Origin of the sequence: Proteus alimentorum (genome assembly GCF_002607735.1) — a bacterium.
Lineage (GTDB): Bacteria > Pseudomonadota > Gammaproteobacteria > Enterobacterales > Enterobacteriaceae > Proteus > Proteus alimentorum.
Genome location: NZ_NBVR01000026.1, coordinates 14,206 through 29,673, shown reverse-complemented (window position 1 = coordinate 29,673; position 15,468 = coordinate 14,206). Strand labels below are relative to the sequence as shown.

General features: G+C 37.3%; 12 protein-coding genes. 9 read left to right on the top strand and 3 right to left on the bottom strand.

Translation table 11 applies throughout. The features are described from left to right. Nucleotides 1–163 precede the first annotated feature (163 nt). A complete protein-coding gene (locus B6258_RS08730) occupies nt 164–580 on the bottom strand; it encodes a nucleotide triphosphate diphosphatase NUDT15 (protein ID WP_099074935.1) in 417 nt (138 codons plus the stop codon). A gap of 188 nt (nt 581–768) precedes the next feature. Between B6258_RS08730 and fruK the strand changes: the two genes are divergently transcribed. Next, nucleotides 769–1,707 carry a 1-phosphofructokinase gene (gene fruK, locus B6258_RS08725; RefSeq protein ID WP_099074934.1) on the top strand — a complete coding sequence of 313 codons (939 nt, stop codon included), beginning with the start codon at nt 769–771 and terminating at the stop codon, nt 1,705–1,707. 72 nt (nt 1,708–1,779) lie between these two features. Here the strand turns inward: fruK and nfo are convergent, their stop codons facing one another. Together nfo and B6258_RS08715 are read right to left on the bottom strand one after the other, a co-directional pair. After that, a complete protein-coding gene (gene nfo, locus B6258_RS08720) occupies nt 1,780–2,622 on the bottom strand; it encodes a deoxyribonuclease IV (RefSeq protein WP_099074933.1) in 843 nt (280 codons plus the stop codon). Nucleotides 2,623–2,788: 166 nt separating this feature from the next. Continuing rightward, nucleotides 2,789–3,883 (bottom strand): YeiH family protein, encoded by a 1,095-nt coding sequence (locus B6258_RS08715; protein ID WP_164996151.1) that lies wholly within the window; start codon nt 3,881–3,883, stop codon nt 2,789–2,791. Nucleotides 3,884–4,067: 184 nt separating this feature from the next. Between B6258_RS08715 and yieE the strand changes: the two genes are divergently transcribed. From yieE to B6258_RS08675, 8 genes are all read left to right on the top strand, one after another. After that, nucleotides 4,068–4,961 carry a DNA-binding transcriptional regulator YeiE gene (yieE, locus tag B6258_RS08710; RefSeq protein ID WP_099074931.1) on the top strand — a complete coding sequence of 298 codons (894 nt, stop codon included), beginning with the start codon at nt 4,068–4,070 and terminating at the stop codon, nt 4,959–4,961. Nucleotides 4,962–5,079: 118 nt separating this feature from the next. After that, complete coding sequence (locus B6258_RS08705) at nt 5,080–6,567, top strand: amino acid permease (RefSeq protein WP_099074930.1); 1,488 nt, start codon at nt 5,080–5,082, stop codon at nt 6,565–6,567. A 568-nt stretch (nt 6,568–7,135) separates the two neighbouring features. Beyond that, a complete protein-coding gene (locus B6258_RS08700; protein ID WP_420820586.1) occupies nt 7,136–8,143 on the top strand; it encodes a FecCD family ABC transporter permease in 1,008 nt (335 codons plus the stop codon). Continuing rightward, nucleotides 8,143–8,925 carry an ABC transporter ATP-binding protein gene (locus B6258_RS08695; protein ID WP_099074929.1) on the top strand — a complete coding sequence of 261 codons (783 nt, stop codon included), beginning with the start codon at nt 8,143–8,145 and terminating at the stop codon, nt 8,923–8,925. Before B6258_RS08700 ends, B6258_RS08695 begins: the two co-directional genes overlap by 1 nt. A gap of 177 nt (nt 8,926–9,102) precedes the next feature. After that, complete coding sequence (locus B6258_RS08690) at nt 9,103–11,121, top strand: ligand-gated channel protein (RefSeq protein WP_099074928.1); 2,019 nt, start codon at nt 9,103–9,105, stop codon at nt 11,119–11,121. Between the two features lie 766 nt (nt 11,122–11,887). Next, nucleotides 11,888–12,097 carry a hypothetical protein gene (locus B6258_RS18365; RefSeq protein ID WP_074454084.1) on the top strand — a complete coding sequence of 70 codons (210 nt, stop codon included), beginning with the start codon at nt 11,888–11,890 and terminating at the stop codon, nt 12,095–12,097. After that, the gene (locus tag B6258_RS08680) at nt 12,087–13,466 is read left to right on the top strand and encodes an APC family permease (protein ID WP_099074927.1); all 1,380 of its coding nucleotides are present in this window, start codon (nt 12,087–12,089) and stop codon (nt 13,464–13,466) included. The genes B6258_RS18365 and B6258_RS08680 overlap by 11 nt, the downstream gene beginning before the upstream one ends. Before the next feature lie 588 nt (nt 13,467–14,054). Further along, entirely contained in the window at nt 14,055–15,464 is a 1,410-nt protein-coding gene (locus tag B6258_RS08675; protein ID WP_338064486.1) for a fimbria/pilus outer membrane usher protein, read from the top strand. Nucleotides 15,465–15,468 lie beyond the last annotated feature (4 nt).

The following is a 15,468-nucleotide window of genomic DNA, read 5'->3' as shown; positions in this document are numbered from 1 at the left end:
AGGAAAATGGGGTTATATAAATCAATAAATTAGTGTGAGGATTATTAGAAATGATAAAGAAAGACTGCTATAAATAAGTGAAAATTTGCGCAAAAATAGATGATCCGAACATTATTCTGAACAAAAAAGATCCAGAATAATGAAAGTGATAGGGTGTTTTTAATTAGCCTTGATAAAACTGCTTACTTTTCCATAATGCAATGGAATTACGACTGGCTTCAAAGTGTGGCTCAGGTAAATCATCTGGAGAACACCAGCGAAGTTCAGAACATTTATCTGGCTCCATCAATTTAGGCTCGTCACCTTGATATTGTGCGATCATACAAATAGAGACTGTGTGTTTACCTTCTAATTGGTAAGTTTCTAGATTATTGCTAATACCTATCACTTGTGGATCAGTGATCGCAATACCAATTTCTTCTTCTATTTCTCGAATAGCGCATTGCTCAAAAGTTTCACCTTCATCAACATGTCCACCAAAAATTGACCAATAAGGGGCATGTTTTCCACAACGTTTTCCTAATAATACTTCACCATTTTCATTAGTGATAATTACGCCAACGCCGACTACGACTGACATTTGAGACTCCTTTTTTCTTTTTTATATCGTTAATGTATAAAATAAGTCGTTTTTTATCGGCGATATTCTCCAATGAGGATGGATAGAGTGCAAGGAGAACACGCGCAATTTCACTGAATAAAAGGTTAATTGATGCTATATATAGCACCCTAAATATTCATAATAAAAAATGATTGGGGAGTGAAGGCATGAGTCGCCGTGTCGCTACGATCACCTTAAACCCTGCTTATGATCTTGTTGGTGCTTGTCCAGCTATTGATGTAGGGGGAGTTAATTTAGTCCGAACTGCTGGACTTAATCCTGCGGGTAAAGGCAATAATGTCGCGAAAGTCTTACGTGATTTAGGTATCGACATTACTGTTAGCGGGTTTATGGGGCGTGAAAATCAAGAAGAATTTCAGCACTTCTTTAGTGAAAATGGTATGGCTAACCGTTTTTATCTCGTGTCAGGACGAACACGCATTAATGTGAAATTAACCGAGGGAAAAGGGCAAGTCACCGACTTTAATTTTTCAGGATTTACAGTATCACCGCAAGATTGGCAGCGTTTTGCAACAGATTCACTTAATTGGCTTGGTCATTTCGATATGGTGGTTGTCAGTGGAAGTTTACCTAATGGTGTTGATCCTGAAGCCTTTACCCAATGGATGATTAAGTTAAGAAGATTATGCCCATGCATTATTTTTGACAGTAGTCGAGATGCTTTAGTCGCAGGGTTAAAAGCAGCGCCTTGGTTGATAAAACCTAATCATCGTGAATTAGAAGCATGGGTTGGGCATCCATTAACTGAAATGGCAGATATTATTAACGCGGCTCATCAACTGCGAGATAAAGGCATTGCACATGTCGTTATTTCATTGGGTGAACGAGGGGCATTATGGGTAAATGCATCTGGTGCATGGCTTGCAAAACCACCTCATTGTGATGTGATAAGCACGGTTGGTGCAGGCGATTCAATGGTTGCTGGATTAGTCTATGGCTTATTAATGAGCCAAACGAGTGAACACACATTGCGTCTTGCAACCGCTATTTCTGCGTTATCAGTCAGTCAGCCTGATGTCGGAATAAAAGACAGAAGCCAGCTTGCAGACATGATGACTAAGATTGAGTTAACACCTATTAAATAAAGTAATTTGCGGTTTATTGTTATAAAACGAAAATTGTATAAACCGCAAATCTCATTACTGCTAGTGCTGTTATTAGTATTGTTGTGATTTCAACCAAGCAATTTCGTCAGGCCAAATATCAGGATTAATGGTTTCTAATATCAGCGGAATACCATCAAAACGTTTATCTTGCATAATATAACTAAAAGGCACTTTACCAATATTACCTTCACCTAAACTATGGTGACGATCTACACGACTGGCTAATTCACTTTTTGCATCATTAAGATGCATCGCTTTTAGGTATTGAAAGCCGACAATCTTTTCAAATTCAGCGAATGTTTTTTCGCAATCTTCAATTGTTCTTAGGTCATAACCTGCGGCGAAAGTGTGGCAAGTATCAATACAAACGCCTACACGAGATTTATCTTCTACGCCATCAATAATGGCGGCTAGATGTTCAAAACGATAACCTAGATTTGTTCCTTGCCCTGCTGTATTTTCAATTACGGCAGTGACATTTTTCGTTTTCTCTAAAGTGATGTTAATTGATTGGGCAATTTTTTGTAGACACTTATCAACATCAATCTTATTTAAATGACTTCCTGGATGGAAATTCAGTAACTCAATACCCAGTTGTTCACAACGCTGCATTTCATCTAAAAATGCATCTCTCGATTTTTCGAGAGCATCTTCTTCAGGGTGACCTAAATTAATGAGATAACTGTCATGGGGTAAAATTTGAGAAGGGCTATAACTATAAAGTTCGCAGTTCTTTTTAAATTTATCAATAACTTCTGTGGACAATGGTGCAGCTTTCCACTGGCGCTGATTCTTAGTAAAAAGGGCAAACGCAGTCGCTTTTATTTCATGTGCGCGTAATACCGCCTGATCGACGCCACCAGCAGCACTGACATGTGCGCCAACAAATTTCATTATTTCTCTCCTTAGATTTATTTTACACCATGATAACAAACATACAGCGTATAACATCATATTGAGGTGATAAAAGCAAAAAAGCGCAACTAAAAATAGTTGCGCAATTGGAAAGTACTTCTCAAGGCGAAATTTTAGGGGGGACTAATTTTTATCAAAATGCTGATTAAGACATCAACACAGTTTGAATAAAAATATTAATTATCGCACCACCAAGGGTTAACCAGAAAAATAAGAATAACGCTAATAATAATGGTTTGACGCCCGCTTGTCGGATAGCGCTAATATGCGTTGTTAAACCTAAAGCCACCATTGCCATTGCTAATAAAATAGTATCAATAGTCACAATGTAACTAACAATAGACGCTGGAATTAAATTCAAAGAGTTAAAGCCTGCCATTAAAATAAAGAATACGGCAAACCATGGAATAGTAATTGGGCTTTTCTCAGTAGCTTGTGCGTCATTGTTTGCTTTGCTTTTCTTTTTACTTAAATAAGTTGAAAGAATAATTAAGAATGGTGCTAGCATCATTACGCGGATCATTTTACTAATAACCGCCGCATTTTCAGCATCTGGGCTAATTGAATGTCCTACGGCGACGACTTGAGCCACTTCATGAATTGTTGAACCTGAGAAAATACCAAAGGTTTCTTCTGTAAATGGTAGCCAGCCTGCCAATGCATTTAAGTGATAGAACCAAGGGTAAAGAAAGATACCAATAGTCCCAAAGATCACAACAGTAGAAACCGCAACGGCGACTTGGCTTGCTTGTGCTTTAACAACCGGCTCTGTCGCCATAACAGCCGCAGCACCACAAATACTGCTACCTGCACCAATCAAGATGACAGTTTGTTCATCTAAACCGAAATATTTGCGACCAATCCACATAGCAATAAGAAAAGTCGATGTCAGCATAATGGCATCTATAATTAATCCTGTGGCACCTACATCAGCAATTTGCTGAAAAGTCAGTCTAAACCCATACAAAATAATACCTGTACGTAATAAATAGTGTTTAGCGAATTTGACACCTTCGTCACTATAAGGCTTTGCAACAGGATAAAAGGTATTACCTACAATAATACCGAATAAGATCGCCAGCGTTAATGCGCCTAAACCCATGCTAGAAAACCAAGGAATATCACCAATATAAATAGCAAGCGCAGTTAATACGCCTGTTAGTAATAAACCAGGAAGCCAGCGATAGACTGGAGTAAAACATTTTTTCGCCAATGTAATAGGTTGACTTTGCTCTGACATAGAAAAACCTTGCTTATATGAATTTTGCATAAGCATATAACAAGCAATCTTATTTATTAAACTCATTATTTTTATAATAATAACCAGTAAAACTAATATAGGTGTATTTTCTTAAATGTACTTGGTATGTTACTGGTTTGTGGATAGTATGTTATTACAATGACAGCTCAAAGGTGGAATGGATATGCGAATTACGTTGCGGCAACTGGAAGTCTTTACTGAAGTTCTCAAGAGTGGTTCTACAACGCAAGCATCACAACAGCTTGCTTTATCTCAATCTGCTGTCAGTGCATCTTTAACGGATCTCGAAAGCCAACTCGGCGTACAGCTTTTTGATAGAGTGGGAAAACGGCTTGTCACAAATGAACATGGGCGATTGCTTTATCCCAGAGCATTATCTTTACTTGAACGAGCAACTGAAGTGGAGCAGTTATTCCAAGAAGGAAATGGTGCTTTACGCATCGCTGCAAGTACAACAATTGGTAATTATATTTTACCTCAAATGCTGGGGAATTTTCATCGCAACTATCCTGATATTCCGCTAGAAATGAGTATTGGAAATACTGAGGAAGTCGTTAAATTAGTGAGCGAATTCCGTGTTGATTTAGGATTAATTGAAGGCGCTTGTCAAAGTTCTGAACTGATTAGCCAGAAATGGCTTTTAGATGAAATGGTTATTTTTTGCTCGCCCGATCATCCGTTAGCTAAAGTACCAAAAGTGACTTTAACTGATTTACAGTCGGCTCCTTGGATTTTGCGAGAAAATGGTTCGGGAACTCGAGATGTACTTAACCATCTTCTATTTGCTTCTTTGCCGGGCTACCGCATTGAGATGGAATTAGGTAACTCAGAAGCGATAAAACATGCCGTGATGTATGAAATGGGGATCAGCTGTTTATCTCGCCGAGTCATTGAAGAACAGATTAATAACGGCTCATTAAAAGAGATAAAAGTAGAAGGGCTGGCCTTACAACGTACCCTATATCTTGTTTATCATCGTCAAAAACATGTCTCTGATGCACTGAAAAAACTTCTGACGTATTGTCATGCTGAACACTTAATCGGCAATTTTTCATAAATTGCTAATAATTGACGCCCGATCATGAAGGTATCTTATAATCCTAGATCCTTGCTATTCACAAACGACAGATTTGCTACAATCCTCGTTAGAAAAGTGAATATAAAAGTGGAATGTTATGTCAGAACAACAAAATAGTACTGCTGGTTCGGGCGCAGTACGTACTTTGCGCCGAGAGTTAAAAGCGCGACATTTAGCGATGATCGCTATTGGTGGTTCAATTGGTACAGGGCTTTTTGTCGCATCTGGTGCAACTGTTGCTCAAGCAGGGCCGGGTGGGGCTTTACTCTCTTATGCTTTAATTGGATTAATGGTTTATTTTCTAATGACAAGTCTTGGAGAATTAGCCGCATTTATGCCTGTTTCCGGTTCTTTTTCAACATACGGCTCTAAGTATGTTGAAGAAGGCTTTGGTTTCGCATTAGGCTGGAACTATTGGTATAACTGGGCAGTTACCATTGCTGTTGACCTTGTTGCTGCACAATTGGTGATGCTCTATTGGTTCCCTGATGTTGATGGCTGGATCTGGAGTGCGCTATTCCTTGGCATTATTTTCTTACTCAACTATATCTCTGTAAAAGGATTTGGTGAGGCAGAATATTGGTTCTCATTAATCAAAGTTTCCACAGTCATTATCTTTATTATTGTGGGTATTGCGATGATCACTGGCATTATGAAAGGTGCCGAAAACGCAGGTTGGCATAATTGGGAAATTGGTGATGCACCTTTTGCGGGTGGATTTGCCGCCATGATTGGTGTTGCCATGATTGTTGGTTTCTCATTCCAAGGCACAGAATTAATTGGTATTGCAGCGGGTGAATCTAAAGATCCAGCTAAAAATATTCCAAAAGCTGTGCGTAAAGTGTTCTGGCGTATCTTATTATTTTATATCTTCGCAATTTTAATTATTAGCTTAATTATCCCTTACACTGATCCTAACTTACTGCGTAATGATGTGGGCGATATTAGCGTTAGTCCATTTACACTAGTCTTTAAAAATGCGGGATTATTATCTGCGGCTGCCATCATGAATGCGGTTATCTTAACGGCGGTACTTTCTGCTGGTAACTCAGGCATGTATGCATCAACACGTATGCTGTTTACATTAGCAAGGGAAGGCAAAGCACCAAAATGCTTTGGTAAATTGTCTAAAAACGGTGTGCCACGCAATGCGCTTTATGCGACAACAGTTGTTGCTGGTCTATGCTTCTTAAGTTCAATGTACGGAAACCAAACTGTCTACTTGTGGTTATTAAATACCTCAGGAATGACCGGTTTTATTGCATGGTTAGGTATTGCAATTAGCCACTACCGTTTCCGTAAAGGTTATGTAGCACAAGGCCGTGATTTAAATGACTTACCTTATCGCTCTGGCTTCTTCCCAATTGGTCCTATTTTTGCCTTTATATTGTGTTTAATTATTACATTAGGTCAAAATTACCAAGCTTTCTTAGAAGACACGATTGATTGGTATGGTGCAATTGCAACCTATATTGGTATCCCATTATTCTTATTAATTTGGTTTACTTATAAGATTGTGAAGAAAACCCGCTTTATTCGTTATAACGAAATGGAATTTCCAACACATATTGCGAATAAAAAATAACCTATAAATCAAGTTATTAAAACGCCTGTTTCGTGATCTCGCTCACTATAAAACGGGCGTTTTTTTTATTTTTTAACCAGTCAGTTATAGAAAAGATACAAAAACTCTAATTATATTGGTGATCGCATTGATAATAGTTATTATTTGCTTTATTGTTAGCGCACAATTTATTTGCTGAAAAATAAAATAATGGCACTACTGGTTGTAAATAATATTCTTAATGTAATGAGTCTGATAATAATTAGCCTTTCTAGTGCTCAATACAGCCAACCAACAGTTTATCGCCATATAATAAGTTACACAGCGAATATATTTCACAGTATAATAATTTGGCAACTCACTTCTTTGTTGAATAAATTGTCTCAAATTAATAATTGGCTTTTTGTTTATAAGAAACAGTTGATGAGTTGTACAGTATGTTTTTGCTTAGTGAATGTATTGGCAGGAGCAGAAAAACGTAGAAAAAAAACTAGGTACAACAATTGATATGAGCATTATATCGGAGAGACTCGCTACACAAGAGCATGAGAAAAGTGCATCAGATAATGTGAAAGCTCATTATCGAAAAATGATGAATAAACGCATGCTATGGTTGGGCATTATCGCTTTAATTATTTGTGGATCAGTGGTGTTAGATTTCACCATGGGGCCTTCTGGTTTATCACTTGATAAATTATTAACAACCCTTTTTCAACCTGAACTTGTTGATGCGGGTTCGCGAGTGATTGTATGGGATATCCGCTTACCTTATGCCTTAATGGCGGTTGTGGTAGGGATGTCGCTAGGATTAGCGGGTGCAGAAATGCAAACTATTCTAAATAACCCGTTAGCAAGTCCATTCACACTCGGTTTATCAAATGCAGCTTCATTTGGCGCTGCGTTAGCGATTGTTTTAGGGATTGGTATTCCGGGTATTCCTGACCAATGGTTTATTTCGGCGAATGCGTTTCTCTTTGCATTATTATCAGCTTTATTATTAGACGGAATAACTCGTTGGACGCGTGTTCCGACATCTGGAGTGGTGCTTTTTGGTATTGCAATGGTATTTACCTTTAATGCATTAGTCTCAATGATGCAATTTATTGCAACAGAAGACACTCTCCAAGGTCTGGTCTTCTGGACTATGGGAAGTTTAGCTCGTGCAACATGGGTAAAACTCGGTGTTATGGCGGGTGCTTTTGCGGTCATTATGGTGATTTCATGGATGAGCTCATGGAAATTAACTGCATTACGCTTAGGTGAAGATAGAGCGATTAGCTTTGGTATTGATGTAAAGCGTTTAAGATTAGGATCATTACTGCGTATCAGTATTTTAACTGCGCTTGCAGTTGCTTTTGTTGGGCCAATTGCCTTTATTGGTTTAGTTGCCCCTCATATTGCTCGCATGATGTTTGGTGAAGATCATCGATTCTATCTGCCAGCAAGCGCATTAATTGGTGCTTTAGTTTTATCTTTGGCGTCTATTGCTTCTAAAAATTTAATACCGGGTGTCATTATTCCTGTGGGTATTGTGACATCGCTGGTGGGCGTGCCATTTTTCCTCAGCATGATTTTACGTCATAGGGGAAATATCTAATGATGGAAGGATTAAAGATCCAAGATTTTAGTGCCGGATATGCTAAACATCTTATCATTAAGGCACTGGATGTAGAGCCGTTACCAAAAGGAAAAGTCACTGTATTATTGGGGCCAAACGGTAGCGGAAAATCAACATTATTAAGAGCGTTGGCGGGATTAAATAAATCATCAGGTGTTGTCAGTTTAGATGGCAACGATTTAGCATCGATGAATTTTGCACAACGAGCTCAGAATGTAGTCTATTTGCCACAAACATTACCTGCAGGTGTTCATTTACATGTTTTAGAATCCATCATTGTGGCGCAGCGTGCTTCAGGTGGATTACATAATGAACATAGCGAAGCTCAGGTCATGCACTTATTACGACAATTAGGTATTGAGCATTTAGCATTACGTTATTTAGATGAATTATCAGGTGGTCAAAAACAATTAGTAGGGCTTGCTCAATCATTAATTAGACAGCCTTCTTTATTATTATTGGATGAGCCATTAAGTGCGTTGGATCTTAATTACCAATATCATGTAATGGATTTAGTCGTTAAAGAAACACAACGTAGAAATATTATTACTGTCGTCGTTGTCCACGATATTAATATCGCCTTGCGACACGGCGAACATGTATTAATGTTGAAACAAGGACAGTTAATTGCACAAGGAACGCCAGATAAGGTTATCACGGCGCAAAGCCTTGCCGATGTTTATGGTGTTCAAGGTAGATTGGAATATTGTTCACAAGGAATACCTCAAATTATTATTGATGGTTTAGTGGATAAAATATAGAGAAGTAAAAGAGAAAGAAAAAAGAAGTAAATATAGGAATGCAGTAAATAAGGATATAAAAATAATATTAAAATAACTAAGGGTAATTAAATTTATTTATTACCCTAATTTCTGAGCAACTGTCGATATATCCATCTATATAAAACTTAAAGAATATATATTCTTGGAGAATCGGGAATGGTAGTGTTAAATAAAAATAAAATTGCGCTTGGCGTTGTTGCTGCAATTGCATCAAGTTTTGTTATGACTGCAACAGCAGAAAATGTAGAAAAACTACTTGTTACCACGGCTTCTGGTTTTAAACAAACCGTTGAAGACGCACCTGCATCGGTTTCTGTTGTCACTCGTGAACAATTAGAAACTAAATCTTATCGTGATGTCACGGATGCACTAAAAGATGTACCGGGTGTATTAGTGACAGGTGGTGGTAGTAGCTCTGATATCAGTATTCGTGGTATGGATGCAAAATATACCATGATCTTGGTTGATGGTAAGCGTGTTGCATCGCGTGAAACGCGTCCTAATAGTGATAACTCTGGTATTGAACAAGGCTGGTTACCGCCTTTACCTGCTATTGAACGTATTGAAGTTGTACGTGGTCCAATGTCTTCTTTATATGGTTCAGATGCAATGGGTGGGGTTATCAATATTATTACCCGTAAAGCGCAAAAAGAGTGGAACTTTAGTGTACGTGCAGACAGCACTATCACAGAGCGTAAAGACTCAGGTAACACTAATCAAGGTAGTTTTTATGCAGCTGGCCCACTCATTGATAATGTGCTGGGATTAAAAATTCAAGGGCAATATTCACATCGTAGTGAAGATAAAATCGTGAATGGCTATAACCGCCAGATCACAGCAACAGGTGGCGGTACTTTAAGTTGGACGCCTGATGAGCAAAATACGATTGATTTTGAATTTAAAAAAGATAATCAACATCGTGACTCTCGCGTTTGGCATTCTAAATCGGGATTGCCTAGCAGAGGAAAAGCCCCTGAAAGTAGTTTTACTGACTATGAATTGACTCATTATGCACTGACTCATGATGGTATTTATGATTTTGGAACCATGAATACTTATGTTCAGCGTGATGAAAGCCGTAATCCATCTCGTAAAATGGATTATGACGACACCACCGTGCGTAATCAGACTGTTTTAATGTTCGGCGATCACACTTTAAGTGTCGGTGCTCAATATCGTTACGAAGAGTTAAAAGATGAAGGAAATAAACTTAAAGGTAGCAATAAATTAGATCGTTATAGCTGGGCATTATTTGCCGAAGATGAATGGGCGATGACCAACGATTTCGCTTTAACGGGCGGTCTGCGTATGGACAAAGATGAAAACTTTGGTACGCATTGGACACCTCGAGTTTATGGCGTATGGCATCTTGCTGATGAGTGGACCTTAAAAGGTGGGGTATCTACGGGGTATCGTTCACCTGATTTACGTCAAGCAACAGCATCATGGGGTCAAGGCACGGGTGGTGGTAGTTATGATGCGGTTATTTATGGTAACCCAAGCTTAAAACCTGAAAAATCAGTGACTGAAGAAATCTCGATTATTTGGGATAACCGTGACAACCTGACGGCAAGTTTAGGTCTCTTCAATACCGACTTTAAAGATAAGATTATGGAAGATCGTCGTTGTGATAGCCGTACCAATAAAGACGGCTCTAAAATGACGGATCTACGTGATTGTACATTAGCAGATGGTGTTGGTAACAATGGGAAGCCTTATGACTTTGTTAGTGATAGAACTAACGTAGATAAAGCTAATATGCGTGGTATTGAGGCGACCTTTAACTGGACAATATCGCCAGAATGGAATTTAGCGGCTAACTATACCTTTACGGATACTGAACAAAAAAGTGGTGATTTCAAAGGTAAGCCATTAAATAAACAACCACGTCATATGGCGAATGCAACCTTAAATTGGGAAACCACCCCAGAAATGGAAACATGGGCGCGTATTAATTTCCGTGGTAAAACCTCGGATTACTTATCACGTACATCGATGTCACATGGTACACCTTCTTATGCATTTGTTGATATTGGGACCAGCTATAGCTTAACCAAACAACTTAATGTGATTGGTGGTGTTTATAACGTGTTAGATCGTCGTATTGACCAAGAGCATTTTAATACCACATTAGAAGGTCGTCGTTACAATATCGGTCTGAACTACAACTTCTAATTTATTACCCTCAGTTTGTGTCATAAAGACTCCACTTGTGGAGTCTTTTTTATCTCTGATTTTCTTTCATTTGCTCAAAATTAATACTGGAAAGTTTAAATGTTGAGGTTTATATTTAGCTCAATAATTCATCTTATTCATCGTGTTATTTTGACTATTAGATGGTGATTTCTACTTATTATCCGCCATTTTTTTCTTAATTTATTCTCTTACTTTTTATTTATATAAAACAGGTTGCTAAAAAATAGGCACTTTTTATTAAAAGTCTATTTTGGAGGATAAAAGAAGCATGAGTTAACAAAATCTTAGCATTAATCTTATTAATGTATTTCAAATGCTTTATTTTGATGGTTTGTTAATGACATTAATTCTAATCTAAAGTTTAATCATTATTTATCAATGCGTTGTATTTTATTTCCTTTCAGTGTAGTAATGGCTTTGAGAATATTTAAAACTTAAGAGTTGTGATAAAAGCACGATTTTTGTTAATAAAATGTGGCGTTATGTGTTGACTTAGTTTGCGAATTGAAAAGATCGTAAAAAAAGGGGGCTTTTTGATGAAAATGTATTGCTATTTAAGTCTGAGACGTGCAAAATGCGCCCACTAAAAATATGACTGATGCGTTTAAAGTGCATCGGTTTTTTTTTGCATTTTTACTTATTACTACACCAAGAGGTCAGATTCATTTGAGTCTGAATAGATAACATAATTTGATTAGCAGCCAGCCCCTTAGAGAAAGGGTTGTCATGATAGAGGAATGCTAATATGGTACAATTATTCTCTTTCGCAGTCGGGCCTAGCGGCACTGCGGGCAATGATGACTACGGAGCACGGCGTCTCCTAAACACATACACATCCTTAAAAACTTCATTCTATTCTGTTTATAGGCAGATGCGAAGTCTTCCCAGTAACTGTCGGTTGAGTTTATCTAATACTCAAACCGAAGTTATGGGAGGGTTCGCTAATGTCAGATAACGTCATCTCCTCTATCGGCACTAACCAAACAGGTGCTAACAATCGAGTTCAATTACGTAAAACCTTGACGCTAATGCAGGTAGTCATGATGGGGCTTGCTTTTTTACAGCCTATGACTATTTTCGATACATTTGGTATCGTTTCTGGCATTACGAATGGTCACGTAGCAACCTCGTATGCGATTGCGTTGATTGCAATTTTATTTACAGCGGTCAGTTATGGGAAATTAGTTAAGCGTTTTCCTTCTGCAGGCTCTGCATATACTTATGCTCAAAAATCCATGAGTCCTTATGTTGGCTTTATGGTGGGTTGGTCATCTTTACTCGACTATTTATTTATGCCAATGATCAATATTTTATTGGCGAAAATCTATCTACAAGCAATATTCCCAGGCGTTGAACCGTGGATCTTTGTATTTGGTTTAGTGGCTTTAATGACGTTTTTTAACCTACGTGGTATTAACGTTGTTGCTAACTTAAATACAGCAATTGTTATTGTGCAAGTTGCAGTAATGGTTGTGTTTGTTGGATTACTTATTCACGGTGTTTATAACGGAGAAGGTGCAGGGGAGTTATGGACCTTTAGACCGTTTGCGTCTGTTGATGCTGAAGTTATACCTATGATAACCGGAGCGACAATACTCTGTTTCTCATTCTTAGGTTTTGACGGTATCAGTACATTATCAGAAGAGACACCAAATGCAGGTAAAGTTATTCCTAAGGCGATTTTCTTAACAGCGTTGATTGGTGGATTAATTTTTATTGCTGTTTCTTATTTCTTACAGCTTTATTTCCCTGATATTTCGCGCTTTAAAAATCCAGAGGAATCACAACCTGAGATCATGCTATATGTTGCTGGTGCTTTATTCCAGTCGATTATTTTAGTGTTCTCATGTGTGACTGTATTAGCATCCGGTATGGCGGCTCACGCAGGTGTTGCTCGTTTACTTTATGTTATGGGGCGTGATGGAGTATTCCCAGAGAAGACATTTGGTTACGTACATCCTAAATGGCGTACACCTGCATTTAATGTGCTATTAGTCGGTTTCTTAGCCTTAGGTGCTGTGTTCTTTGATTTAGTGACTGCAACGGCATTAATTAACTTTGGTGCATTGGTTGCCTTTACTTTCGTGAATCTGTCTGTAATTTCACAGTTCTATATTCGTGAGCGTCGTAATAAAGGATTAATGGATCACATTAATTACCTGATATTACCTATCATTGGTGCTGCGACAATGGGCGTCTTGTGGATAAACCTTGAACCGGGCTCTATGGAGTTAGGCCTTGTTTGGGGCGCAATTGGTATACTTTATATGGTGTGGATCACGCGTCGATTCCGTCGACCAATGCCACAAATGCCAGAAAAGTAATGCGATAAAAATTGTCATAAAAAATCAGTGTAGAAATGGCTTCAGTAATGAAGCCATTTTTTTTGCCTATACTAAATTATCAGTATTAAGTGAGTTGTATCAAATAGGATATTGAACAATAAATGATAAATAGGGTGGTTTACACCTTTTTTGATGATAAGAATTACGTTTAAAAATAAATAATCGTGTCATTATGAATAAAATATCAAAATATATTTTTTATATTTTTGTTTTTAAATATTAATGAAATGTTAATTACAATTGTTATTTAATACCTATAATCACATAAATTAATTATTATGACTTTATATTTAATCGTTTGATTGATTATTTTAAGGTGTAACTATAGAAAGTCAGTTTAATAATTTTGATCTTTATCATAGTTATTAGAATAAATAAAAAATAGCTAAGAAAAATCACTTAATAATTATTGCGTAATGATAGTTACGTAAATATTTTCTAAATTATAATAAGTTAATGTGTAAATTTAAATAAGTATAATTAAAAAAAACAAAGTTATATCTTTATTTTATATTATGTTTGATAAAATTATAAGTTTAGTTTTATTCACCTATAGAATAGGTATATATAACTATTCTATTTGGTTTTCCTCATGATGTTACTCTTTATGGTGGTGTGTTAGGCGCAAAAGATTATTTTTCTATTGTTTCTGGTGTTGGGGGTTCTCTCGGTGATTTTGGGGCAGTGTCAACAGATATTACACATGCTCATGCAAAGTTTGATTCAATTGGCTCTCAAGATGGGCAATCATATCGATTCCGTTATTCAAAAAATATGACCACAACAGGAACCTCTGTTGACTTAACTGCGTTACGTTTTTCAACCAAGCACTATTATGATTTTAACCAATTTAATACAGCAGATTATCAGTTAAAAGAAGGAACATCACCTTGGTTAGGTGAACGCGAAAAGAGCCGTTTTACCACATCACTTTCTCAAACATTAGGAAACTATGGCAGTATTTATCTGTCAGGTAGTTACTATAATTATTGGGAACAAAATGAAAAACTCACTCAGTTAACAACAGGTTATAATGGTTATCTAAAAGGCGTTAGCTTCGGGATCAACTATAGTATTGACCGTATAAAATCAAAAGATAGCTGGCCGGAAAATAGACAAATTAACCTTAACGTTAATATTCCATTTAGTCTCTTTAGCAATAATCCGATGGCGAGTAATTTTAACAGTACTTATATGTTAACTCATGATAATCATGGGCGTACAAACCAGCAAGTTGGGTTATCAGGAAGCGCTTTTGATAACGCATTATCTTATGGTGTTGCACAATCTTGGGCGAACCAGAATCAACCTAATAATGGTTCTTTATATGCAAACTACTCTGGTAATTATGGCACTAGTTCGCTGAATTATAACTATTCAAGTGATTATTACAGTGTGAACGGCAGTATGAATGGGGGACGACTTCTCCATTCTGGTGGTGTTTTATTAGGTAGAAGTATGGGAAATAGTATGGCGATTATTGAAGCTCAAGGCGCCAAAGGAACAGAATTAAATTCAGGTAATGGTGCAATCAATCGTCAAGGATATGCTTTATCTCCATACTTATCTGAATATCGAGAAAATACTGTTGGATTAAACGTAAATACATTACCTGATGACGTTACATTAAAAACAACCTCTCAAAATGTTGTGCCAACAAAAGGGGCAATAGTAAAAGTTGTCTTTAAAACTAAAATTGGTTTTCAGGCCATTCTCAATATTAATCGTAGCCAAGGCATTGTGCCATTCGGTGCTATTGCCACATTAATAGATAAAGAAAATCCTAACGAGATTAATACGGGAATTGTCGGGGAGAACGGGCAACTGTATATGAGTGGATTACCTTCAGATGGGGAACTGTTGATCAAATGGGGTAATAGAAATCAACAAAGTTGCCATATTTCATATCAAGGGTTGGGTGATATTGAAGTGAATAGTAAGCAACCAATAAGAACAATGTCGCTTTCTTGTGAATAAGAAA